Here is a 24187-nt window from a genome sequence, read left to right on the forward strand (position 1 = left end):
GCCTCATCGATGAGCAGCAGCCCTGCCCTAGACGCAGGACTGCAACGGAAAACGATTCGCCCCGCTCCAGGCCAGGAAGCGCTCCTGCAACATCGGCCGGGCGAGGAAATAGCCCTGGGCCTCATCGCAACCGAACGCGTACAGCATCTGCAGACATTTGAAACTCTCGATACCCTCGGCCACGGTGCGATAACCCAGTTCGCGGGCCAGGCTGATGATCGAGCGGGTGATCTTCTGGTGCTGGGTGTTGCGTTCCAGGTCGGTGATCATCGACTTATCGAGTTTCACCACATTGGCCGGGATCTGATGCAGGTAGGCGAAGTTGCTGTAGCCAGTGCCGAAATCATCGATGGCCACATCCATGCCCAACTCGCGGATGCGGGTCAGCTGCGCCAGGACATTCGGGTTGGAACGCAGCCACTCGCCTTCGGTGATCTCCACTTCAAGCCGCCGCGGGTCGATGCGATGCAGCTCGCAGGCGCGACGGATCAGCTCGGCGATATCCTGGTCCTCGAAATCCTTGGGCGACAGATTGATCGACAGCTTGCTGCTCTCGGGCAGGCTCCAGGTGTGCAGCTTGCTCAGCACCGTGTCGATGACCCAGCGGGTCACCTGATGAATCAGGCCATTGCGCTCCATCACCGGAATGAACTCGGCGGGCGAGATCGGCCCCAACCACGGATGTTCCCAGCGCAGCAAGGCTTCGGCACTCACCTGGGCCCCGTCGGGCAGGGCGAAGCGTGGCTGGAACATCAGGTAGATCTGGCCACTGCGCAAGGCATCGTTGAGGTCCGAGGCCAGGTTGAACGCACGGCGCTGGGCATGATCGCGCCCGGCATCGTAGTGCGCCCAGAAGCTGCGCCTGGCCATGGCCAGCTCCAGGGCGAACATGGCCTTGCGCAAGGCATCGTCCACCGACTGGGTATCGATCTTGAACTCCACGGTTCCGGCGCAGACCGTGGGAATCATAGGAAACCCCAGCCCGGGCGGCTGGCGGCGCAGGCGACTGACCAGGGCATCGAGCAACTTGTCGAGTCCTTCGGCCGGCGCCGGCAGCAGGAAACCGAAGCGCTTGACCGACACGTGATAGACCCGCACATGCCGCCCCAGGTACTCCTGCAGGCGCAGCGCGAGAAAACGGATGATGGTCTCGAAAGGTGCCAGCCCCAGGGCCAGGGTCAATTCGTGGGCGACCTTCATGTCCAGGGCATCGATCAACACCAGCACGCGCTTTTCGCCGAGGTGATGCTCGGCCAGATCCCGCAGGTCGCCCTGGAACTGCTCGCGATTGGCCAGGCCGCTGACCGGGTCGCGACGCCGCAGGCGCTGGCGCTGCTCGACCTGCTCCATGACCATCGCCGCCATGTCCCGCAACTGCTGGCGTTCGACGATGCTCAACTGCTGCTCGACCTTGTCGATGATGCACAGGCTGCCGATGGCATAACCGGAGGAGGTCAACAGCGGCGCCCCGGCGTAAAAGCGGATGCCTTGGTCCCGGGTCACCAGCGGGTTGTCGCAAAAGCGCGGATCGAGCGCCGCGTTGCGCACCTCCAGCACCTCACGGCCTTGCACCGTGAAGACACAGAATGACTGGCTGATGGGGGTCTGCGGCTGATCGAACCCCACCCGCGACTTGAACCACTGGCGATCGCGATCCACCAGGCTGATCAAGGCGGTCGGCACCTTGAAGTACTCGGCCGCCATGCGGCAGATCCGGTCGAAATTCTCGCAACTGGCGGTGTCCAGCAACTCCAGGGCATGCAGGGCGGCCAGGCGCCGCTCCTCGGCAATCGCCTTATCGGGCATACACAACCTCGGGCCGGGATAACGCGATCATCACAATAAACAACCTATTCGCAGGGAGGCTGGAGGGACGCGACGACCTTGAATGCGATAGTGGCATTAGGACATCGCCCTCCAGAATGACTGACGGGCAGGCGCTTGCCAAACCCATCCGTCGGACGAACGGTATCGGTTACAAAAAAGTGCGGTTCTCAAGACCTTCGGTCTAGAGCGCTTTGACGGTTTTCGGCGCTGATCTCAGGCGCCAAAACGTGCGATAGCCGCATCGATGAAGTGCCGCAGCTTGGCGGTCATCCGCCGATCCGGCCGGTACAGCAGATGCATGGCGCGGCTCGGCGCCTCATAGCCGGGTAGCAACTGCACCAACTCCCCCGCGGCCCGCGCCGGTTCGAGAAAATCCGCCGGCCCCAGGACGATGCCGAAGCCATCCACGGCCGCCGACAGCAGGGCCCTGCTCTCGTTGACCTGCAAGCGGCTGCGCACCTGAACCTCATGCACCTGGCCGGCGCGGCGGAACTGCCATTGGTGGTCCGCCGGCCGCGACCAGTAGACGTACCCCAGGCACTCATGCTGTTCGAGATCGGCCGGCACCCGTGGCGTGCCCCGGGCGGCGAGGTAGGCAGGCGCCGCGCAGGCGATCAGCCGATAGGGCGCCAGCGGCCTGGCGGTGAGGCTGGAGTCGGCCAGTGGCCCGATACGAAAGGCTGCCTCGTAGCCCTCCTCCACCAGGTCGATGTAGCGATCGGTGAGGTGCAGGTCGATTTCCACCTCCGGATGCTCGCGCAAAAACGCCGTCACGAACGGCATGAGGCTGTAGGAGCCGAAGGTCACCGGCGCGCTGATACGCAGTTTGCCCCGGGGCGTGGCGTTCATGATCTGCGCCAGGGAATCGGCGGCCTGGGCCTCGCCGAGGATGTGTTTGCAGCGCTCGAGATAGGCACTGCCCAGCTCGGTCAGGCTTTGCCGGCGCGTGGTGCGGTTAAGCAGGCGCGCGCCCAGCCGCTGCTCCAGCGCCGCGACATGCTTGGCAACCATCTGCGGCGACAGCCCCAGGCGGATCGCCGCACGGGCGTAGGAACCGCTTTCGGCAGCCGCGACAAAGGCCTCCATGCTGGTCAGGCGATCCATCATTCAACACTCCCAGTAACGAGACCCAGTACCAGATGCTTATTTATCGCCATTGAGTGGCGAATCATCATAGCCGCTCGACCCTTTCAACGGAGCATGGACATGCGTATCGGCATTATCGGAGCAGGTTTTATCGGGCGCGCCGTGGCGCAACTGGCCCTGGCGGCGGGACATGAGGTGCTGCTCAGCAACTCCCGCGGCCCGCAGACCATGAGCAGCGTGGCCAGCGGCATTCGCGGCAGCCGCATCGGCAGCGTCGAAGACGCCGTGCAGTTCGGCGAGCTGGTGCTGGTGGCCATTCCGCTGGCCCACTACCGCAGCCTCCCCGCGGCCCTGCTGGCCGGCAAGACGGTGCTGGATGCCAACAACTATTACCCGGATCGCGACGGCTATATCGAGGCCCTGGACCGCTTCGAAACCACCACCAGCCAACTGCTCGCCGAGCACTTCGAAGGCGCCAGGGTGGTGAAGGTGTTCAATGCCATCCTCGCCCAGGACCTGCTGACCGACGCCCGCCCTGGCGGTGCTGCCGATCGTCGGGCCCTGCCGATTGCCGGCGACGATCCGCAGGCCAAGGCGCAGGTCGTGCAATTGCTCGACGAACTGGGTTTCGACGCTGTCGATGGTGGCGGCCTGGCGGACAGCTGGCGCTTCGAACGGGCCAAACCGGCCTACTGCATCCCGCTGGATAAACCGGGGCTGCGCGCGGCCCTGGCGCAGGCGCAACGCGAGGTCGAACTGCCCGAAGGCTGGTGGCGCTCCTAACGCCAGCAGCATTTGATGTCGATCAGTCAAAGAAAGGGTAGGAGCGAAGCTTGCTCGCGATGGTTGCTAACGATAACGCGCATCTACTGGGTAAACGCGGCGCTCTCAAGTCCATCGCGGGCAAGCCTCGCTCCTACAACGGATTACCTTCGCTTTTATAGCTGGGGCTATTCTCGCTCAACTGGCCCAGCCACCCGCATGCAGGTGCCAGCCATCGCCGCGACGCTCCCAGAACGGGTGCACATAATGGTACCCGGGGCGCAACGGCTCCCAGTGGCCATGGACCGCCACATACTGCCGGCCATCCCAGTGCCAGTAAGCCCGGGACCAGACATAACCCGGGCGATGCATGGGCTCGACTTCGATGACCCGCACCGGCGGTGGCTGCGACGCAACCACCTCGGTGTACTCCACCGGCGCCGCGCGTTCGACCACCCGCCGCTCATGCACCACCCGTTCCTGCACGCACCCGGAGGCCACTACGACCACCGCCATCAGAGCCGTGTAACGTAACAACATGCTGCCTCCCCGGCGCTTGACGCCGACGTTTGAACTGCTGACAACGCCCCCTGCAACTACCCGGCTCCTGCCAGGCGTACGGAATGTTTTAACAGCTCGAAACTGTCTGCTTGCTGAACCTGGTAGCGGCAGGCAGACCGCGACAGCGGGGTGGCGACAAACGGCCAGTCAGCGGCGGTAGATCAAGGTCGTCGAGCGTCGAAATCCGCCCGGGTCATCTCGAAGAACTTGCTCGGCAAGCCTTCGAACTCACCGTCGCGCACAAAACGAAAACCCACTTTGCGCGCCACCGCCAACGACGCCTGGTTCAAGGCATGGGCATCGGCGACGATGCGTTCGACTCCAGCGCCGAGAAAGGCATGCTCGACGATGCGCCCCGCCGCCTCGGACGCAACCCCCTTGCCCCACGCCCGCCGCACCAGGCGCCAGCCCATTTCCAACTCGGGGCCGACGGCCTCGTAGGGAATGAACGACACCCAGCCGAGAAACTCCTCCGGCGCGGACTTGGCAAAGATCACCCAGTAACCGCAGTGCTCACCAAAATCGCGCTCGATACGCGAACGCACAAAATCGCGGTGCTCCTCGCCACCGTCCCAGGGGCCGGGAAGGTAACGAGTGACGTGCGGATCGAGGTCCATGGCGATGCATGCATCGAAGTGTTCGAGGGTGCGCGGGCGCAGCAGCAGGTGGGGGGTTTCGAAGTGGTGGTTCATCAACTGGATATCCGTATTCATCGATGGAAAGATGCCGCAGAGAAAGTAGCAGGTCGGCGTCGGCATCGCCGGATATCCGTAGCAGAACCGCCCCCTGACACGCAGACAGCTGTAGGAGCGAAGCTTGCTCGCCACCACAGGCCACCACCCTGTTCCAGGCAGCAACCCCTTTCTGAAGGCCTGCGACGCCATCGCGGGCAAGCCTCGCTCCTACACGGAATCGTGGTTACTACGCCAACAGCGCCTGGATATCGTTGAACAGCGCGAGCGGAATCTGCACGCCGTGTTGCGTGCTGCGCGCCCTGGCCTCGAAACGCCGCTGCGACGGCAGCCGCGCGCCTTGCTCGGTGATGGCCGCGAACAGCCCTTCGGCGCGCGCCAAGCCTTTCTGATAGTCCTCGCCCAAGAACACTTTGGGGTCGAACGCCAGGATCAGTTCACCATGGCAAGGCGCGGCGCCGACGCCGGCGTCGAAGGCCATGGACTCGGCGCTGGTGAGGTCGCCGATCAGCGCGCCGGCCAGCAGTTCGATCATCGCCGCCAGGGCTGACCCCTTGTGCCCGCCGAAGGTTTGCATGGCGCCTTGCAGGGCCGCCTTGGCGTCCGTGGTGGGCTGGCCCTGGGCGTCGATGGCCCAATGTTCGGGGATGGCTTTGCCTTGGCGCGCGTGCAGTTCGATATCGCCGCGGGCGATGGCGCTGGTGGCGAAGTCGAACACGAACGGCTGGCCCGACGGCCGTGGCCAGGCGAAGGCCAGGGGGTTGGTGCCGAACACCGGCTTGCTGCCACCGGCCGGCGCCACCCAGCTGTGGCTGGGGTTCATGGCGATGCCCACCAGCCCTTCGGCGGCAATCGCCTCGACCTCCGGCCACAGCGCCGAGAAGTGGAAGCAGCGCTTGATCGCCATGGCCGCGAGCCCCTGGCTGCGGGCCTTTTCCGCCAGCAACGGCAAGCCGGTCTGGAACGCCAGCAAGGAATAGCCGTAGTGCGCATCCACCTCCAGCACGCCCGCGGAAATAGACCGCAGGCTCGGTTCGGCCAGCGGATCGACCTGGCCCTCGCGCACGGAACGCACACAGCCCAGCAGGCGATACACCCCGTGGGAGTGGCACTCGTCGCGCTGCCCCTGGGTGATGACCTCGGCAATAGCCCGGGCATGGGCATCGGACAGGCCGTGGCGGGTCAGGACTTTGAGGGATAGTGCCTGGACTTCGGCAAGGGAAAGGGTAACGAGATCGGACATAGGGACTCCTGGTCCGGTGGCGACAGTCAAGACCGGGGAAACCCGACCCTATTGGGTTGAAGGTGAGATCGCCGAAGGCCTGCGGCCTTATCGTCCGAACGCAGCCCGAACCTTCGGCAGCGGCTACAGACTCTCAACGCGGCCGCTCACCGTTGAGGCGCAGCGGAACCTGCCAGGGGTTGTCGCTGCGCAGGGCCTGCGGCAACAGTGCTTGCGGCAAATCCTGATAGGACACCGGGCGCAGGAAACGCTGGATCGCCAGGCTGCCCACCGAAGTGGTGCGCGTGTCCGAGGTGGCGGGGAACGGCCCGCCGTGGACCATGGCATGGCCGACTTCGACACCAGTGCCAAAACCGTTGACCAGCAGGCGGCCGGCCTTTCGCTCCAGCAACGGCAGCAGTTCCCGGGCTTGCGGATGGTCGTCGTCACTCAGGTGCAGGGCGATGGTCAGTTGACCTTCCAGGCTCGCCAGCAGCGCCTTCATCTGGGCCGCATCAGTGCAGCGCACGAGCAACGAGGCCGGGCCAAAGACTTCTTCGCGCAGCGCAGCGCGGGCCATAAAGGCCGCCGCCGACGTGGCGAACAGCGCGGCCCGGGCCTGATAACGCTCGCCCTCGCCGCCCTGCCCCAGGCAGTCCACCTCGGCATGCCGCAGCAGCCGCTCGACACCCTGGCAGTAGCTGGCGTGAATGCCTGGCGTCAGCATGGTCTGCGCCGGCGCCACCTTGAGCGCCGCGGCCGCCGCGGCTTCGAATGCCCGCAGCGCCGGGCTGTCGACGGCGAGGATCACCCCCGGGTTGGTGCAGAACTGGCCGGCGCCCAGGGTCAGGGAGCCGACAAAGGCCTTGGCGATGGCTTCGCCCCGCTCGGCCAGCGCATTGGCCAACAGCAGCACCGGGTTGATCGAACTCATCTCGGCATAGACCGGAATCGGCTCCTCGCGGGCCGCGGCGATCTTCATCAGCGCCACCCCGCCGCCGCGCGAACCGGTAAAACCCACGGCCTTGATCCGACTGTCCGCCACCAGCCCCTGGCCAATGCTGCGGCCGGAATCGAACAGCAGCGAGAACACTCCTTCCGGTAACCCATGGCTGTGCACCGCCTGCTGGATCGCCTGCCCTACCAGTTCCGAAGTGCCGGGGTGCGCCGAATGCGCCTTGACCACCACCGGGCAACCGGCGGCCAGCGCCGAGGCGGTGTCGCCACCGGCCACGGAAAACGCCAGGGGGAAGTTCGAGGCACCGAACACCGCCACCGGCCCGATGGCGATCTGACGCAGGCGCAGATCCACCTTGGGCAAGGGCTGGCGCTCCGGCTGGGCCGGGTCGATGCGCGCCTCCAGGAAACTGCCGTCGCGCACCACCACCGCGAACAAACGCAGTTGGCCGACTGTGCGCCCGCGCTCGCCTTCCAGGCGGGCACGAGGCAGGCCGGTCTCGCTCATGCAGCGCTCGATCAGCTCGTCGCCGAGGGCGAGGATGTTGCTGGCGATGCTCTCGAGGAACGCCGCCCGTTGTTCCAGGCTGGTTTCCCGATAGCGGTCGAATGCCGCTTCGGCCAGGGCGCAGGCGCGCTCCAGGTCATTCGGGCCGGCGCCGCCAAAACTCGGCGCCAGGGCCTCGCCAGTGGCGGCGGCCAGCGCATGCACTTCGCCGTGGCTGCCACGCACGCGGGCTTGGCCGATCAGCAGTTGTCCTGTTACAGGCATGAGTTACCTCTCCGAATAGATGGTATGAACAGCGGTCATTCGTCTTCCCCTTCCAGCACCAGCTTGCTGGACGGCACCCCGGTATTGGCGCCCCAGTAGTAGATGCACAGGGCCATGACCGTGACGGCCAGGGTGTCGTAAGGGTGAGTGAGGGTGCCGATACCGCCGAAGCTGCCCAGGTAGGAAATGACCATGGTCAGGGCGTAAAAGGCGATCAGCCACAGGGACGAGCGCACCTGTTCGCTGAGGCTCAGGTGGTCGGTGGGCACCAGGCGCTTGCAGCCCAGGTAGATGACGAACATCAGGATCTGCAGGCCCAGCAGCCAGGACACCGTGCCCCAGCCGGACCAGTAGACGATCAGCGCGGCGATGACAAAGGACACCGGCCCCAGCAGGCCGAAGCCGCTGACCCGGAACGGCCGCGGCAGGTCCGGCGCGCTCTTGCGCAGCGCCGCCACGCTGATCGGGGCAATCGCATAACTGAGCACCAGGGCCGCCGACACCACATTGATCAGCGCCTCCCAGGACGGGAACGGCAAGGTCCAGAACACCGACAGGCCGAAGGTCAGCCACAGCGCCGGGCGCGGGATGCCGGACTGCTCGTCGATGCGGGTGAAGATCTTGAAGAAGGTCCCGGTCTTCGCCCAGCCGTAGACCACCCGTGGCGTGGCGTTCATGTAGATGTTGCCGCAGCCGCTGGGGGAAATCACCGCGTCCGCCACCACCAGATAGGCCAGCCAGCCGACGCCCAGGGTCAGGGCGATGTCGCGGTACGGCAGGGAGAATTCCTTGCTGATGCTGCTCCAGCCGTTGGCCAGCATGTCGGTGGGAATGCTGCCGAGGAACGCCAGTTGCAGCAGGCCGTAGATCAGGGTCGAGAGCAGCACCGAAAGGATCAATGCGATGGGAATGGTGCGCTGTGGATTACGCACTTCGCTGGCCACCGAAATGATCGGCGTCAGGCCCAGGTAGGCGAAGATGATACCGCCGGCGGAGACCGCCATTTCGATGCCGGACAGGCCGAAGGGGGCAAAGCCCTGGACGTGGAAATTGTCCGGTTTGAAGAAGGTGAACAGCACGCCGATGACCAGCAGCGGCACGACGAACTTGAACAGGCTGATGAGGTTGTTGGACTTGGCGAAGGTCTTGACGCTGGAGTAGTTGAGCCAGAAGAACAGGCACAACAGGGCGAACTGCACCAGCCAGCCGAGAATGGTCGGATTGCTGTTGCCGGCATGGGTCAGCCCAGGAAACCAGGCCGCCGCGTATTGCCGCGCCGCCACCACTTCAATGGCCACCAGGCTGGAAAACGCGATCAGCGTGATGAAGCCCATCAGGTAGCCCAGCAGCGGCCCGTGGGAGAACACCGGATAACGCACCACCCCGCCCGCTCGCGGCAAGGCCGCGCCCAGTTCGCAATAGACGATGCCCAGCAGCAGGACGGCGAAACCGCCGAGCAGCCAGGAGAAGATCCCCGCCGGCCCGGCGATGGCCGAGACATGGCTGGCGGCGAACAACCAGCCGGAGCCGAAGATCGCCCCCAGGCCGATGAAGGTGAGGTCAACCAGAGAGAGCTGTTTCTTGAATTTGCCTTGGCCTGACATAGGCGCGCCTTCTTATTGAGTTATTGGAGTAGGCAGATCGAATGTCGCGCCGGCCTCCCGCGGACGGGGTACCGACGTGGTGAAACACGGCACTGCGCGAGTACCTGATTGTTCTTCTCGTGGACCAGGGCGCCCCCGCCACCCAGCGCGCGGGAGCGTCCTGTTAGCGGGCTTACAGACCGACGTCCGGCAACTGCGGACGCTCGGCCAGGGCCTTGGCGACTATCGCCTTGACCTCGGCCAGGGTCTCGCCCTGCAGGGCCAGGCGGGGTGGACGGGTGATAGAGGAGCCGCGACCGACCAGTTCCTCGCAGAGCTTGATGCACTGCACCAGGTCCGGACGCGCATCCAGGTGCAGCAGCGGCATGAACCAGCGGTACAGTGCCAGGGCTTCCTCGAAGCGTTTTTCCTTGGCCAGGCGGAACAGGGTCTCGCCCTCTTTCGGGAAGGCGTTGGACATGCCGGAGACCCAGCCTTCGGCGCCGACAGCGATGCTTTCCACCACCACGTCATCCAGGCCGGCGAACAGCACGAAGCGGTCGCCCACCGCATTGCGCAGGTCGATGAAGCGCCGGGTATCGCCGGAGGAATCCTTGAAGCAGACGATGTTTTCGCAGTCCTGCAGGGCGATCAGCACGTCCGGGGTGACGTCGTTTTTGTAGATCGGCGGGTTGTTGTAGACCATCACCGGCAAGTCGGTGCCGGTGGCGATGCTGCGAAAGTGCGCGGCGGTTTCATGGGACTTGGCCGAATACACCAGGGCCGGCATGACCATCACTCCGTCGACCCCGACCTTGGCCGCCTCGCGCACGGTGTTGCGGGCGAACTCGGTAGTGAACTCGGCGATCCCGGCGATCACCGGTACGCGGCCGCCGGCGGCGTCCTTGGCGACCTCGATCACCGAGAGTTTTTCCGCGGTGCTCAGCGAGGTGTTTTCGCCCACGGTGCCGCACACCACCAGGCCCGACACGCCATCGGCCACCAGGTTGCGCATGACGCTGTGGGTGGCGTCCAGGTCCAGGGAAAAGTCAGCTTTGAACTGGGTGCTGACAGCAGGGAACACACCGCTCCAGTGGATGGCTTTACGGCTCATGGTCTTGTCCTTGTTGGTTGAGTCGGCCGGGCCGACAGGCGTTGGAAACGAAAAACAGATTCCGCCTTTCGCCGCCCAGGAGCTTGAGGTTTTTCCCGCTCAAGCAAGACGAAATCGGCACATTCGCCCAATCGTCCACAGACCTTTTCCGTCCATTGCGCCTGCGCACTACCCTCCTTCGACCCGCCTGAAATCCCCTGCACCAGCAGCCGCACCGCACGCCTGTAGCCGCTGCCGAGGTACGAGGCTGCGATCGGCTGCGCAGCAGACGCAGAACCTGTATCCCCGACCTTTCTGTCACACCACGTCGTCCGATCTGGCGGACGCTGCGCGTCCGTGCGCAGCCTGCGGCAGCGGCTACAGGATGGGCGAGCCCCGGCACTGTGCCGATTTCGTCATTCGCCGCAGAGAAAACCCACAAGCGATGCGGCCCTTTCCCGAGCCAATCTGTAGGCCTTTTCCGTCAGGTGCTGCCATGAAAAAAATAACCGTCATCGATTCACATACGGGGGGCGAGCCGACTCGCCTGGTTGTCGACGGCTTTCCCGACCTGGGCAGCGGTTCGATGGCCGAACGGCTGGCGATCCTGCAAGAGCGTCACGATCGCTGGCGCACGGCCTGCGTGCTGGAACCGCGGGGCAGCGACGTGCTGGTGGGGGCCCTGCTGTGCGAACCCCAGGCGGCGGATGCCTGTGCCGGGGTGATTTTCTTCAACAACAGCGGCTACCTGGGCATGTGCGGCCACGGCACCATCGGCCTGGTGCGCTCGCTGCATCACCTGGGCCGCATCGCCCCCGGCGTACACCGCATCGAAACCCCGGTGGGCACCGTCAGCGCCACCCTGCACGACGACCTCTCGGTCAGCGTGCGCAACGTGCCGGCCTACCGTTACCGCAGCGGCGTCGAACTGCAGTTGCCCGGCCACAGCCCCGTCCGCGGCGATATCGCCTGGGGCGGCAACTGGTTCTTCCTGATCAGCGAGCATGGCCAGCGCATCGCCCTGGACAACGTCGAAGCCCTGACTCACTACAGCTGGGCCGTGCGCGAAGCCCTGGAGGCCGCCGGCATCAGCGGCGCCGACGGCGGTGTGATCGACCATATCGAGCTGTTCGCCGACGACCCGCACGCCGACAGCCGCAACTTCGTGCTGTGCCCCGGCAAGGCCTACGACCGCTCCCCCTGCGGCACCGGCACCAGCGCCAAGCTGGCCTGCCTGGCCGCCGACGGCAAGCTGGCGCCCGGGGCGACCTGGTGTCAGGCCAGCGTGATCGGCAGTCAGTTCAGCGCCAGCTACGAGCCAGCGGGCGAGCAGGTTATCCCGACCATTCGCGGCACCGCCCATATCAGCGCCGAAGCCACCTTGCTGATCGAAGACAGCGATCCTTTCGGCTGGGGCATCCTCTCGTGAGCGAGCCGGCCGAAGCCGATGTACTGCTGATTGGCGGCGGCATAGTCGGGGCCGCCTGCGCCCACGAAATGGCCCGCCGCGGCCTGCGGGTGCGGGTGCTCGACAACGCCAGCGGCGGCGCCACCGGCGCGGGCATGGGCCACCTGGTGGCGATGGACGACAACCCCGCCGAACTGGCGCTGAGTCACTACTCCATCGGCCTGTGGAACCAGCTGCGCGCGCACCTGCCGGCCGCCTGCGCCTACCGCAATTGCGGCACCCTGTGGCTGGCCGCGGACCCGGCGGAAATGGACCTGGCCCGGGCCAAGCAAATCAACCTGGCCCAGCACGGCGTGGCGGGCGAATTGCTCGACAGCGCAACCCTGGCCGAACTCGAACCCATGTTGCGCAAAGGTCTTGGCGGCGCCCTGAAGATTCCCGGCGACGGCATTCTCTACGCCCCGGCCACGGCCCATTGGCTGTTGCACAACACACCGGGGATCAGTTGCGAGCGGGCCAGGGTCAGCGCCATCGCCGCCCAGCGCGTGGAGCTGGATGACGGCCGTGTGCTGCGCGCCGAGTACGTGGTGCTGGCCAACGGTCTGGCGGCCAGCAGCCTGCTGCCGGAGTTGCCGCTGCGGCCGAAGAAGGGCCACTTGCTGATCACCGATCGTTACCCCCGACAGGTGTCCCACCAACTGGTGGAGCTGGGCTACGCCGCCAGCGCCCACGCCAGCAACGGCACCTCGGTGGCGTTCAATGTGCAGCCACGGCCGACCGGGCAATTGCTGATCGGCTCGTCCCGGCAGTTCGACACTCTCGACCCGGCCATCGAGCCCGAGGTGCTGCGGCCGATGCTGCAACGGGCCGTGGCCTATCTGCCGGGGCTGGCGCAACTGAACGGCATCCGCGCCTGGACCGGCTTTCGCGCCGCCACCCCGGACGGCCTGCCGATCCTTGGCGAACACCCGCGATACACCGGCCTGTGGCTGGCGGTCGGTCATGAAGGCCTGGGCGTCACCACCGCCCCCGGCAGTGGCCGGCTGTTGACCAGCCTGATGCTCGGCGAACGGCCGGATATCGATGCCCATGCCTATCGCCCCGAACGCTTCGCCGAGCTGACCGCCACCCTGACAGGAAGCGCCCCATGATCATCTACCTGGACCGTCAGACGCTGACCGTGCGCGATGGCCTGAGCGTCGCCGCGGCCATCGCCGCCAGCGGCGACCCACGTACCCGAACCTCCTGCAGCGGCCAGCCCCGGGCGCCCTTCTGCGGCATGGGCATCTGCCAGGAGTGCCGCATGACCATCGACGGCCGGCGCCAACTTGCCTGCCAGACCCTGTGCCGCGAAGGCATGCACGTGGAGCGCACGCCATGAGCCAACAACGCCTGACCTGCGACATCCTGATCGTCGGCGGTGGCCCGGCCGGCCTCGCGGCAGCCCGAGCGGCGAGCCGTAGCGAGCTCTCCATCGTCCTGCTCGACGACAACCCACGCCCCGGCGGCCAGATCTGGCGCAACGGGCCCGGCGTCACGCTCCCCGGTATCGCCCGCGAAGCCTTGCAGGTGCTGCAACACTCGCGGCTGCGCTACCTGCCGGGCACCCGGGTGGTGGCCGGCGCTGGTGCCAATGCCCTGCTGCTGGAAGATGCCGAGCAGGCTCTGCTGGTCCACTACCAGAGCCTGATTCTGTGCTGCGGCGCCCGCGAACTGCTGCTGCCCTTCCCCGGCTGGACCTTGCCCGGAGTGACAGGCGCCGGGGCCTTGCAGGCGCTACTGAAAAACGGCCTGGCCGTGGCCGGCGAGCGGGTGGTTATCGCCGGCAGCGGGCCGTTGCTGCTGGCCAGCGCCGCCACCGCCCGTCAAGTTGGTGCCCGGGTCGAGGCGGTCCTGGAACAGGCCCCGTTGCCCGCGCTGGCGACATTCACCGCCGGGCTCTGGCGCTGGCCGGCCAAGCTCGGCCAGGCCGTCGGGCTGGCCACCACTTCCTATCGCTGCAACGCCCATGTGCTCGAAGCACTGGGCGACGATCGCCTGGAAGCGGTGCGCATCCAGCAGGGCGAACAGGTGCGGGAAATCCCCTGCGAACGTCTCGCCTGCGGGTTCGGGCTGGTGCCCAACACCACCCTGGCTAGCCATCTCGGTTGCCAGCTACAGGCCAATGCCATCGCGGTGGACCCTTACCAGGGCACCAGCCTCCCGCAGGTCTACGCGGCCGGCGAATGCACCGGGGTCGGCGGCAGCGAACTGGCGAGGGTCGAAGGCGAGATCGCCGGACTGGCCGCCAGCGGGCAGGCCCGGGAGGCCACCGCGCTGATCCAGCGCCGAGCCCATTGGCAGGCGTTCGCCGAGCGAGTGAGTGAAACCTTCGCCCTGCAACCGGCGCTTCTGCGCCTGGCGCGAGCTGATACGCTGCTGTGCCGCTGCGAGGATGTGCCCTACGCCGCCGTGGCTGGCGAAGCAGGCTGGAGCGAGGCCAAACTGCACAGCCGCTGCGGCATGGGTGCCTGCCAGGGGCGGGTTTGCGCCACGGCGGCACAGGCCCTGTTCGGCTGGACCGTACCGACACCACGAGCGCCCCTGGTGCCGGCGCGGATCGAGACCTTGCTGATGGAGTCGACGCCCGGCGCGAAGTGACGAGCAGACCGTTGCCGCTGGCCGCCCGCCAACGGCGCCGTGGGATTCAAGGATGAGCCAGTAGACCCGAAGTCGCGGGGCGCGCCCCGCCCCCTAACAAGAGCAGCCCTTGATGATCGACACCGCTCAGCTGCACCGCCTGCCCGAAGCCATCGCCAGCCAGGCGCCCGAGGATATTCACGACCTGCTGGGCAGCATGGCCCTGGTGATCCCGCTGCTCGACACCCTGCCCAACGCGGTGTTTTTCATCAAGGACCTGCAAGCCCGCTACCTCACCGCCAACCTGACCCTGGCCCAGCGTTGCGGTTTCAAGAACGTCGCGCCGCTGCTGGGCAAGACCTCGGCCGAGGTGTTTCCCGCCGTGCTCGGCCCGGTCTATACCGAGCAGGACCAGCGCGTGCTGCGCCAGGGCATCACCATCAAGGGCCAACTGGAACTGCACCTGTACGGCAGCCGCGAACCCGGCTGGTGCCTGACCCACAAGCTGCCGCTGCATGGGCGCGACGGGCGGATCATCGGCATGGCCGGCATCTCCCTCGACCTGCAGGCCGCCCGCGACGCGCACCCGGCCTACGAACGCCTGGCCGCGGTCGACCGGCATATCCGCGAGCACTACAACGAAGCCATCCGCCTTGACGACCTGACCCTCATCGCCGACCTGTCCATCGCCCAGCTGGAGCGCTACTGCAAACGCATCTTCCACCTCACACCGCGACAGATGATCCACAAGGTGCGCCTGGAACACGCCTCGCGCCTGCTGCTCGGCGAACTGCCGATCACCGACGTCGCCCTGCAATGCGGCTACACCGACCACAGCGCCTTCAGCCGCCAGTTCAAGGCCCTGACCGGCGTCAGCCCACGGCAGTTCCGGCAGAACGCTGCGCACTGACCTGGGCAGCCCGCAGGCTGAAGTTTTATCGGATGAAGGAATACGCAGGGATTGAAACCGGAGACTGTCTGCAAAAAAGAAGTTTATTCCCTTCATCCGTCCATTCTCTTGAGCGATCTATTTTGGTTCGATCTAAGTACTTAACAAAAGAACATATGCTAGATCTGAAACATTCAAATCTATAACTTAATGTTCCATATGATTTTTATGATTCGCACTATTTTTGTGCCGTTGCGCACCATAAGATGGCGACCAGACAAATTCATAAGCCCCACAAAAAAGTTATTGACAGCTTTCCATTAGACAAGCACTTTTCAGTGCCACAGCCGTTCACACAAACAACACCGAAGACGTCAGGACAGACGCTGGTGCAGATGCGTTTTCTCTATCGAAAGAGGGATCTATGTTCGAGGAAATTGGCAACGACACTCACCAGGCCGACTTTTTAATTCCAGGCCTCAGATTCGAAAAGAACTCTGTCAGTAATACCTATGCTGGAAACGGCTGGTTCAGTCGAAAATTAATGTCCAGCAAGGGTCCGCTCATATCAGACTTCGTCACTCATGAACCCGACTTCAGTTATTCAACCTATGGCATACATGTCGGCCAGGACGATCGCCTGACATTCATGGGGGAAAACGGCAAGAAAATAGAAGGCTTCTTTGTCGATTGCCGAGAAGGCAGTCCTAGTATCCATCAAGTTGTCCAACTCAGATTCTCGCCAAGCCTGTATCGACACTTGGTCATTCCACGAGGCGTGGCTCATACCTTCGATAACCTAGAGTACATTGTCACCCGGGACGAACCAGTCTGGCACTCGGATCAAGACAATGCAGCATGGAATCTGGACAACGATCTTGTTTCAGTCCCTCGTACTACGGAACTTGCAAAGTTTCCAATTATCAAGGCCAACAGATACCGCTTGCCCGATGAAGCCCATCGCTTTCTTTCGAAGATTTCCCAGTCTTTGCTGGAGAACCCCAAATCCTATCTGGCCCGATACCCGGTGACCATTCGCGGCGCCGAACAGTATGTGATGTTCGAGCCCAAGACCTGGTCGGACGATGCCCGCAGCGTCGCTGAACGATTGACGGACGAGGAGTTCTGCGGAGTACGGATAAAACGCAACCGCTATGCCCTGACTGGCGCCAGGTCCTATACGCTGGTGCCCAATACTGCCTCCTGCGTGGCCGACGTCCTGGTGCTTCCAACGTCCGTTCCGGGCACTCCTCACCAGTACTACTGGCACGCCAGAACGAAAAAAACCTATACCTTCCTCAATAATCAGGAACTGCAAATCGACTTGAACCTGATTGATTTCAGGCATGACTCCGCCACTTACGGTCAGCACAAGTCTCTCCAGATCATTTGTGATCCACGCACCAGCATTCATATCGAACAAGGTATTGCCTACACGTTCAACTGCAGTAAACCGACGCTGGTTCGCTGTGAACATGAAGTCTTCGTCAGCCAGAATGAGCCACGCTCGGATATTCCCATGTTCGGTCAGGACTTGATTCCATTCGCTATCGACCAGCCCTATCCAAATATCAAACTACCTGACATGCGCTGCCCGGACATCCTGCTGTACAAGATGGCCAAGTTCGAGCAGCAGACACTGGAAAGAACTTAGTTTTGGGGTGTGCACCCAAGTTGCAAACTTACTTACACCATGGAGATTCACATGAAAGCAACTCAAGAAGCAGTATCCTGGAAAGAAGAGCTGGCTGATCTGGTTGGTTCTGCGCAAAACGCGGAAGAGTCTCTGGCTCTTGCAGCGTTCGAGAAAGCGCTGTCCCCTTACCTGCAAGAACCTGGAGCACTGCGTACACTCCTGGGCAAGATACAAGCCATGGAAATTGTTGCGCTGGACAGCCTTACATCCAAAAAGGAGTTCAACAGCATAGAAGAACTCCAATCGTTCTTGCCTGCCAACATCAAAGCCCTGGCTGCATGATACCGGGCATATAAAAAATTTAACGGATTAAATTTCTGTGCACACCTCTTTCAATTCAACGCCGCGGTCAGTGTGGTCCTTTGTGGCTTTGGGGGTATTACTCATACTTTCCGAAGCCATCTACGACCTGGTATTCGCCAACCTCGCCTATTCCATTAGCGGAACGACGCTCGCTGTTACCACCACCTACGCCGTCGGCTATAGCGCTGAAATACTGGTAACCCTGCTAGGCGCGGGTTTTATCGATCGTTTCAACAAATGGAAACTGTTCATTGCCACGCAACTGGCCAACATTGCGGTGTTTGCCCTGGCTGTTTTTGTCCTCAGGATCTACGACAGCTCCGTGGAGTGGGTGTGGTTTTTTGCCTTCTTCGTCGACCTGATCCATCAGTACTCACGGCTGATCATGTTTGCCTTGATCCCGTTCCTTTTCACCGCTGACAACATCCCCAGAATCAACGGCCTGCTCGCCACCTTCAATGGCATCGCCAGGACCCTGGGGCCGGTCATCGGCGCCCTGGTCATTTTCAACGTCGGCTTGTCGATCTCACTGCTGGCCTCCATTGCCTTCATGCTGGCGGCGCTCGCCTTGACGATCAGCCTGAGCGCCTTGAATGAGAAGACCTCGACCCTCGATATCTGCAGCACGTCGTTTGCCCAACGCTTCCAGGAAAGTGTCACCGGCGCATCAAGAGCCACCATCGATCTGTTGCGCGCTCCACGCTGGCGGTATTTCCTTGCCTCCTATGCCACCTGCCTGCTGGTGGTCAGCGTGCTGGCGCTGCTGTGGGTCCCCTTGCTGCGGGGCTTTCATGGTTTTTCTGAAGCACAGACCGGCTACCTGTTCTCAGTTGGAGCAGCAGGCGCCATAGCCGGCGGACTCGCCTTGCGCGCCAGTGGCCAGGCCTCCCGGGTGCCGGGCACGATATTGCTGTCCCACCTGATCATGATCTCGGGGGTCTGCATCACGTTATGTCTGCGCGGCAACCTCTGGCTCGCGGGCACCGGCATGTTCGTATTCCAGTTCGGTACCACGCTGTATTTTCGTACCACAGCCAGTGCCATCCAGCTCACCGTACCCAAGGAAATCATTGGCAGCTGGTATGGCTCGATAGACTTCATCAGCCGCTTTGCCGGACTCGTGGGCATTCTGCTGGCGGGTTGGGCCTACGATAAGCTCGGGACCTACGCCATCTACTCGATACTCTTGCTCTTGCTGGCACTGAGCAGTTTCAACTGGCGCGGCAGTCGCCAGGCTCGCTGGTTGGTCAATACCTGAGGCTGTGCCCCCTCGGTCCGTCTCAGTGCCCATGACCTGAAGCATGGGCACTTTGCGCGAAAGCCTCCTTGCCCGATGTTACTCGAGCAGCTCGCTGCATAGCTCGTCAGCATCTTGTCGTCCTCTGCTTCTGCATCATCGTTATCGGCATTCCCTGCTCCGAAGGCGCAGGCAACCGCAAGAGACGGCTGGATAGCACCACTCATTGCAGACCTGAGACGATCATTGATTTGATCATTGAGAAATTGACCCACCATTTTTCGAGTCAGCTCATAAAACTGTTCCCGGACTTTTTGGGTAATCACTCCGTCGTACACCCGCGATGCAAAGACATGGTTTTTTCCAGCGCCAGGGCACGCCAGGCCGCACAACCCGGATCAATTTCGTGAACGCCAGGACTTGCGATGAATTATGATGCGCGCCCTTTCGGCTCGCGTTTCAGCGCAGGCTCACAGCGCCACCCCCTCGTTCGCCATCCAAGGCCAGGAACCCTACATGCTTCACCTCAGGAGATTCACCCGAACGCTGCATCGGCAGCAGATCGATGGCGTGACCTTCCATTTCGATCCATCCCACCGGCACGAACTGGACAGGCTGCTACGGCGTTTTTTGGCCAAGCCCGAACAATACCCCACGCTGGATATTCCGGAAGACACCCGGGGCGTATTCCTGCTCGAAGGCGAACGCCAATGGGTGCTCAAGCGCAACCGCCTGACTCACTGGAAAAAGCAGCTGCAGAACTTCCTCGGGCTCAAGCGCAGCTTCGGCCTGCACGACCTGACCAACGAATTCATCAACCTGTCGGTGGTGTCGGGCAAATCCGCCCTCTCGCCCCAGGTCTCGGCGTTTGGCTACAAGGGGCGTTTTCCGTTCCTGCGCGAAGAGTACTTGCTGGTGGGTTTCTGGGCCGATCATTGCAGTGTCGACGACCGCCTGCTGGCCCATCCCGAGCAGGCTGAAACCCTGTTGCCGGCGATCTTCCGGCTGTTCGGCCAGATGCTCGACGACGACTTCGTGCACATGGACCCCCACCCGAAAAACATTCTGGTCGCCGCCGATGGCCGACTGCGCCTGATCGACTTCGAGTGCTGCGCCCACTCGGTACTCGACCGCGACTTCAGCCTGGGTTTCCTGCTGGGTTACTTCTACCGCTTCTGGTTCCGGCGCTTCATCTCACAGCAGGATTACGACCGGCTTTGCGAGGCCTACCTGAGCGCGGAGCAACCCCACCTGGACCGCACCATCTTCCAGCCGGTGTACCAGCGCTTTCGCGACCAAACCGTCTCCCGCAGCACGCGCTACCGCATCCTCACCTGTGCCCGGGCACAAGCGGCATTCCAGCGTGAAATCAGCGGTCTGCCCGAGCAAGCGCGGAAGCCGAGTTGAATCGATATTGAACAATGCCTGGGGGAAACGGCGGCACTGGACGCGGTGCGCCTTCAGGTCATGCCCAAAGACACATCAGCGGCAGAGCCCCACTCAGCCATCCAACTGATCCAGGGCCCGGCCAGCCTTGAGGGCCTTGGCCATTTGTAGGTGGTTTTGCAGTTTCGGCAGGGTCTCTTCGGCAAAGGCCTTGAGTTCCGGTACCTCGGTGATTTCGGCCTGTTGCTGGATCTGCTCGATGGCCTCTTCGGTGGCCTTGACCTGGCTCTCGGCATAGGCGGCGTCGAAGGCTTCGCCTTCCGGGACCTCGGGGATCAGCGCCTTGGCCTTGCTGATCACTTCTTCCCTAGGCGCCACGGGCAGGTCGAGCTTTTTGGCGATTTTCGCCAGGTGCTGGTTGGCGGTGGTGCGGTCGTTGATGACCACGATGGTGTAGTCCTTGACGGCCTTGGAGGACGTCTTCTGGTGGGCCAGGCGACTGGCCTCGATGTCTGCCATGCCCTTGGCCGAGGCGTCATCGATAAACTCCGCGGGGGACTGGGCGAACGCCGCGCTGGCGCTCAGGCCGAGCAGCAGCGCGAGGCAGGTGCGGGACAGATGGGTGGCCATGAAGCTCATGGTGTCGGCCTCCTTTGATCAGGTGACGGCGCACGGCGCCTGCACAGAGTGAGAGTTTTCAGGCCATCGAAGGTTTGAAAAAGTTGCATCGGCCACGACGAACGGTTGGCAAAAAAAACGGCCAGCTCCGCCGCTTCCGTCAAGCGCGGGATGGGCTTCGCTGGGCGCGCTTGGCCGCGTACATCGCCTCGTCGGCGTGCTTGAACAACTGCTTTTCGTCATGGCCGTGTTCGGGGAACAGGCCGATACCGATGCTCGGCAGAATGCTCAGCTGATGGCCGTCCAGGCGCAGCGGCTCGTTGAGTGCCTGGCGAATCTTCCCGGCGACGATGCCGGCATCTTCCGCGTGCTGGATACAGCCGAGCAGCACCACGAACTCATCGCCACCGATCCGCGCCACGGTATCGCTTTCGCGCACGCAGGCCTTGAGCCGGTTGGCCACAGCCTGCAACAGCATGTCACCCACGGCGTGGCCAAGTGTGTCGTTGACCTGCTTGAACCGGTCCAGGTCGACATAGAGCAAGGCCATGCGCCCGGACTCGCGACGGGCTCGGGCCAGGGCGTTGCGCAGGCGCTCGCGTAGCAGTTCGCGGTTGGGCAACTGGGTCAGCTGGTCGTACTGGGCCATGTACTGCAGGCGCGCATGCAGCTGCTTGCGCTCGATGGCGGTGGCGAGCTGGGCGCAGACGTATTGCAGCAACTCCTTGTCCTGCTCGGTGTATCGCTCGTCGCCCGGCGCGCTCTTGACGATCAGCGCGCCGATGGTGCCCTTCTGCGAATTCAGCGGCACACCGAGCCAGCAGGGTGAATGCGGGTCGGCGCTGGCATCCGGCAGCGGCACATAATCGTCAGGGGTCAGCAGCAACGGCTGGCCACTGCGGATCACCTCGGCACACAGGCTGCCGGTCAGCGTGCCCGGCTGCTCCGGGCAACGCTCGCGGTCGTCGACGTGATAGGGAAAGCTCAGCGCCTGGCATTGCTCGTCGTACAGCGCGACGGAGAAATTCAGCGCCGGCAGCCATTCCCCGATGATCCGGTGCACGCGCCGGAACAACGCCAGCAGGTCCTCGGCGGCATGGGCCGCTTCGGAAATCGCATACAGCGCCGCCTGCCGCGACTCGGCCTGCTTGCGTTCGGTGATGTCGCGGGCCACGGCGATGCGCAGCTGGTCGACCTCGGACCAGCGCGCCGACCAGAGGATATGCGCGACCTGCCCGTCCTTGCGCAGGTAACGGTTCTCGAAGTTGGGCATGGGTTCGCCGGCCATGATCCGGTCGGCGGCCTGCAAGGTGCGCGCACGGTCCGCGGGGTGCACCAGCTCGATCATGCGCCGGCCGACCAGCTCGTCCGGCGTGTAGCCGAAAATCCGCTCGCAGGCGGCGCTGACGAAGACGAAACGGCCTTCGACATCCACCGCGCAGACGGCATCCAGCAGAAGGTCGATGAAACTGGCCAGGGGCGCGGAGTTGTTGGTTGCCATCAGGGAACGACACTGCCTGTGAAGATAAAGCGCCGAGTATCAATCCCTGGGTTCCGGCAGCGGCGCAAAGCCGCTGCTTGTCCGTGACTGTCGCAACCTTGCGAACAGCCTTTATGCCTTGTTCGCCAGCAATCCCGGAACGGCATGCAGCAAGGCGTTGATGGCAAACCCGATGAACATCACGCCGCAAAGCCGGGTGATCGCCAGTTCGTGGCGCTGATACAGGGTCCGCACCCGCCGCGCACCGACGATGCCAATCAGAATAGCGTATGCGCCGATGCCGCCGAGGAAACTGAGGAAGATCAGCCAGGGCAGCATCGACCAGTTGAGCAGCTCGGCACGACTGGACAGCAGCGCGGTGAAAGTCGCCACGGCCACCGGGTACGCCTTGGGGTTGGTCAGGCCGAACAGGATGCCGTGCCAGAACGGCTGGCGCGCCGGCCCCTGGGGCTCCTGCCCGCTGCTGCGCTGGCTGCGGATTGCCCGCAGGCCGAGCCAGAACAGATAAAGGCCGCTGAGCACGCCCAGCACATCGAAGGCACTGCTGCCGATCTCCCGCGCGCCGACGATGGCGATCAGCGCGGTGCTGCACCAGACCACATCGCCCAGCAGATGCCCGCAGAGAAAGCCGGCCCCGGCCCGCCGCCCGCGCGCCGCGCCAATGCCGAAGACCGCCAGCACGCCAGGCCCTGGGGTAATGCCGTAGATAAAGCCCGAGGCGAGGACAGCCAGTAACAGCGAAGAAGTCATGCCACACTCCGAAGCGCCGAAGGTGGCGCGGTTTTGATCGCAGGATTCTGCCGGCTTGTGCGCCCCCGCACCACCCCACAATGGTCGTCACAGCGACAGCCAGTCGTCTTGAAGCGGCGGCGAGCGGTCATTCGTCGGTAAAGATCGTCATCCCGGCATAGGGTTGCTGCCGACAGGCGCGCAAGCGCGAGGCCAGATCGCCGACATGGGCTTCCATCTGGTGGCCGTCGGGGTCGAGGAAATAGAACGAGGCGCCTTCGCTGCGGTTGTCGCGCCACTCCCGCACACCGGCAGCACGCAGGCGCTGGACGAACGCCACGAAATGCCCGGCCTCGATGCTGAAGGCGTAATGGGTGTAGTCCGGCACCTCCGCCGAACGGCGCGACGAGTCCAGCGACAGGCACAACCACAGGCCCGGCAGCGACAGATAGGCGCCGCTGTCCCAGCTGGCGTCCAGGCGCAGGCCCAGCAGGTCGCGGTAAAACCCCAGGCTGCGGTTGAGATCGGTAACGGCGAGGGTCAGGTGGTTGAGGCCGGTCAGCATGCAAAGTCCTTGTTAAGAGGAAGGTCCTGAATCGTCTTGAATCAAAGCAGCGTTCGCACTGGACGAATGGCTCTGGCGGCGAGCCCCGATTGGCGATGTAGTATGTTGTATTACAAACCACTACATCGAGATCACCATGTCCGTCATGTCCTTGCGCCTGCCCGATGATGTTGCCGATACCCTGGCTCACTTGGCCAAGGCGACAGGCCGCAGCAAGTCATTCCTCGCTGTGGATGCACTGAGAGAATATCTGGCCCGCGAAGCCTGGCAAATCAACGAGATCCAGAAAGCCCTGACTGAAGCAGAGGCAGGCGACTTCGCCAGCGCCGAAGAGCTGGATGGCGTACTCAACAAATGGACTGGCAATGCACGTTGAGTGGCTGCGCAGCGCCCTCAAGAACCTCGATGACGAAGCCGCCTACATTGCACAGGACAGTCCTCAGGCCGCCGCGGAATTCGTCAAAGCCATCCTGAGTAGCATTCAACACCTGAGCCGTTTTCCTGCCAGTGGTCGCGAAGGTCGCCTGCCCGGTACCCGGGAGTGGGTGGTCCCCAATCGTCCTTACCTGATCCCCTACCGCGTACGTCAGGGACGCCTGCAGATACTGCGGATTTTCCACACCCGGCGCTTGCCGCCTGCCGGTTGGCAAGACGACCGCCAATAGCTCGTGCATTGGGGCC

Annotated in this window: 24 protein-coding genes and 1 pseudogene; 12 read left to right on the forward strand and 13 right to left on the reverse strand. The window is 63.6% G+C overall.

The window, feature by feature from the left end; all coding sequences use genetic code 11:
- Positions 1-27: 27 nt before the first annotated feature.
- Both J4D28_RS21995 and J4D28_RS22000 read right to left on the reverse strand, forming a co-directional pair.
- Positions 28-1806 (reverse strand): bifunctional diguanylate cyclase/phosphodiesterase, encoded by a 1779-nt coding sequence (locus J4D28_RS21995; protein WP_009047469.1) that lies wholly within the window; start codon positions 1804-1806, stop codon positions 28-30.
- A 234-nt stretch (positions 1807-2040) separates the two neighbouring features.
- Positions 2041-2931 carry a LysR family transcriptional regulator gene (locus tag J4D28_RS22000; RefSeq protein ID WP_103331539.1) on the reverse strand — a complete coding sequence of 297 codons (891 nt, stop codon included), beginning with the start codon at positions 2929-2931 and terminating at the stop codon, positions 2041-2043.
- A 102-nt stretch (positions 2932-3033) separates the two neighbouring features.
- Between J4D28_RS22000 and J4D28_RS22005 the strand changes: the two genes are divergently transcribed.
- Entirely contained in the window at positions 3034-3696 is a 663-nt protein-coding gene (locus tag J4D28_RS22005; protein WP_009047467.1) for an NADPH-dependent F420 reductase, read from the forward strand.
- A gap of 177 nt (positions 3697-3873) precedes the next feature.
- Here the strand turns inward: J4D28_RS22005 and J4D28_RS22010 are convergent, their stop codons facing one another.
- The 6 genes from J4D28_RS22010 to J4D28_RS22035 form a co-directional block, all read right to left on the reverse strand.
- Positions 3874-4215 carry a YXWGXW repeat-containing protein gene (locus J4D28_RS22010; RefSeq protein ID WP_009047466.1) on the reverse strand — a complete coding sequence of 114 codons (342 nt, stop codon included), beginning with the start codon at positions 4213-4215 and terminating at the stop codon, positions 3874-3876.
- 182 nt (positions 4216-4397) lie between these two features.
- A complete protein-coding gene (locus J4D28_RS22015) occupies positions 4398-4928 on the reverse strand; it encodes a GNAT family N-acetyltransferase (protein WP_009047465.1) in 531 nt (176 codons plus the stop codon).
- 229 nt (positions 4929-5157) lie between these two features.
- A complete protein-coding gene (locus tag J4D28_RS22020; RefSeq protein WP_009047464.1) occupies positions 5158-6171 on the reverse strand; it encodes an Ldh family oxidoreductase in 1014 nt (337 codons plus the stop codon).
- A gap of 133 nt (positions 6172-6304) precedes the next feature.
- Positions 6305-7879: an aldehyde dehydrogenase (NADP(+)) gene (locus J4D28_RS22025; RefSeq protein ID WP_103331532.1), complete on the reverse strand. Its 1575-nt coding sequence runs from the start codon at positions 7877-7879 to the stop codon at positions 6305-6307.
- Positions 7880-7914: 35 nt separating this feature from the next.
- The gene (locus tag J4D28_RS22030) at positions 7915-9483 is read right to left on the reverse strand and encodes an APC family permease (RefSeq protein WP_103331533.1); all 1569 of its coding nucleotides are present in this window, start codon (positions 9481-9483) and stop codon (positions 7915-7917) included.
- 172 nt (positions 9484-9655) lie between these two features.
- On the reverse strand, positions 9656-10576 hold the full coding sequence (locus J4D28_RS22035) for a dihydrodipicolinate synthase family protein (protein WP_009047461.1): 921 nt from the start codon (positions 10574-10576) through the stop codon (positions 9656-9658).
- Positions 10577-11051: 475 nt separating this feature from the next.
- Here J4D28_RS22035 and J4D28_RS22040 point away from each other — a divergent pair, with 475 nt between their 5' ends.
- From J4D28_RS22040 to J4D28_RS22075, 8 genes are all read left to right on the forward strand, one after another.
- On the forward strand, positions 11052-11984 hold the full coding sequence (locus tag J4D28_RS22040) for a 4-hydroxyproline epimerase (RefSeq protein WP_009047460.1): 933 nt from the start codon (positions 11052-11054) through the stop codon (positions 11982-11984).
- Positions 11981-13114 (forward strand): FAD-binding oxidoreductase, encoded by a 1134-nt coding sequence (locus J4D28_RS22045; RefSeq protein WP_009047459.1) that lies wholly within the window; start codon positions 11981-11983, stop codon positions 13112-13114. Before J4D28_RS22040 ends, J4D28_RS22045 begins: the two co-directional genes overlap by 4 nt.
- Positions 13111-13344, forward strand: coding sequence for a (2Fe-2S)-binding protein (locus J4D28_RS22050; protein ID WP_009047458.1), 234 nt, complete (start codon positions 13111-13113; stop codon positions 13342-13344). The genes J4D28_RS22045 and J4D28_RS22050 overlap by 4 nt, the downstream gene beginning before the upstream one ends.
- Positions 13341-14603 carry an FAD/NAD(P)-binding oxidoreductase gene (locus J4D28_RS22055; RefSeq protein ID WP_009047457.1) on the forward strand — a complete coding sequence of 421 codons (1263 nt, stop codon included), beginning with the start codon at positions 13341-13343 and terminating at the stop codon, positions 14601-14603. The genes J4D28_RS22050 and J4D28_RS22055 overlap by 4 nt, the downstream gene beginning before the upstream one ends.
- A gap of 112 nt (positions 14604-14715) precedes the next feature.
- Positions 14716-15492 carry an AraC family transcriptional regulator gene (locus J4D28_RS22060; RefSeq protein ID WP_009047456.1) on the forward strand — a complete coding sequence of 259 codons (777 nt, stop codon included), beginning with the start codon at positions 14716-14718 and terminating at the stop codon, positions 15490-15492.
- 403 nt (positions 15493-15895) lie between these two features.
- Positions 15896-17125, forward strand: coding sequence for a dTDP-4-dehydrorhamnose 3,5-epimerase family protein (locus tag J4D28_RS22065; RefSeq protein WP_009047455.1), 1230 nt, complete (start codon positions 15896-15898; stop codon positions 17123-17125).
- A gap of 51 nt (positions 17126-17176) precedes the next feature.
- The gene (locus J4D28_RS22070; protein ID WP_009047454.1) at positions 17177-17449 is read left to right on the forward strand and encodes a hypothetical protein; all 273 of its coding nucleotides are present in this window, start codon (positions 17177-17179) and stop codon (positions 17447-17449) included.
- Between the two features lie 37 nt (positions 17450-17486).
- Positions 17487-18728 carry an MFS transporter gene (locus tag J4D28_RS22075; protein WP_231999300.1) on the forward strand — a complete coding sequence of 414 codons (1242 nt, stop codon included), beginning with the start codon at positions 17487-17489 and terminating at the stop codon, positions 18726-18728.
- Positions 18729-18829: 101 nt separating this feature from the next.
- Here J4D28_RS22075 and J4D28_RS30480 read toward each other — a convergent pair.
- A pseudogene (locus J4D28_RS30480) lies at positions 18830-19060 on the reverse strand (restriction endonuclease); the annotation flags it as partial.
- 163 nt (positions 19061-19223) lie between these two features.
- Between J4D28_RS30480 and J4D28_RS22080 the strand changes: the two are divergent.
- Positions 19224-20114, forward strand: a complete 891-nt coding sequence (locus J4D28_RS22080) for an AarF/UbiB family protein (RefSeq protein ID WP_009047452.1) — start codon at positions 19224-19226, stop codon at positions 20112-20114.
- Between the two features lie 93 nt (positions 20115-20207).
- Here J4D28_RS22080 and J4D28_RS22085 read toward each other — a convergent pair whose 3' ends face one another.
- The 4 genes from J4D28_RS22085 to fos form a co-directional block, all read right to left on the reverse strand.
- Positions 20208-20732, reverse strand: coding sequence for a DUF4142 domain-containing protein (locus J4D28_RS22085; RefSeq protein WP_009047451.1), 525 nt, complete (start codon positions 20730-20732; stop codon positions 20208-20210).
- A gap of 139 nt (positions 20733-20871) precedes the next feature.
- Positions 20872-22212, reverse strand: coding sequence for a sensor domain-containing diguanylate cyclase (locus tag J4D28_RS22090; protein ID WP_103331534.1), 1341 nt, complete (start codon positions 22210-22212; stop codon positions 20872-20874).
- Positions 22213-22323: 111 nt separating this feature from the next.
- A complete protein-coding gene (locus J4D28_RS22095; protein ID WP_016702101.1) occupies positions 22324-22962 on the reverse strand; it encodes a LysE family translocator in 639 nt (212 codons plus the stop codon).
- Positions 22963-23089: 127 nt separating this feature from the next.
- Complete coding sequence (fos, locus tag J4D28_RS22100) at positions 23090-23506, reverse strand: fosfomycin resistance glutathione transferase (protein ID WP_101281930.1); 417 nt, start codon at positions 23504-23506, stop codon at positions 23090-23092.
- A gap of 136 nt (positions 23507-23642) precedes the next feature.
- Between fos and J4D28_RS22105 the strand changes: the two genes are divergently transcribed.
- Both J4D28_RS22105 and J4D28_RS22110 read left to right on the forward strand, forming a co-directional pair.
- The gene (locus tag J4D28_RS22105; protein WP_038581543.1) at positions 23643-23882 is read left to right on the forward strand and encodes a CopG family ribbon-helix-helix protein; all 240 of its coding nucleotides are present in this window, start codon (positions 23643-23645) and stop codon (positions 23880-23882) included.
- On the forward strand, positions 23872-24171 hold the full coding sequence (locus J4D28_RS22110) for a type II toxin-antitoxin system RelE/ParE family toxin (protein ID WP_038581545.1): 300 nt from the start codon (positions 23872-23874) through the stop codon (positions 24169-24171). The genes J4D28_RS22105 and J4D28_RS22110 overlap by 11 nt, the downstream gene beginning before the upstream one ends.
- The last annotated feature ends 16 nt before the right edge of the window (positions 24172-24187 follow it).

Source organism: Pseudomonas sp. GW531-T4 (assembly GCF_017349615.1).
GTDB lineage: Bacteria > Pseudomonadota > Gammaproteobacteria > Pseudomonadales > Pseudomonadaceae > Aquipseudomonas > Aquipseudomonas chlororaphis_I.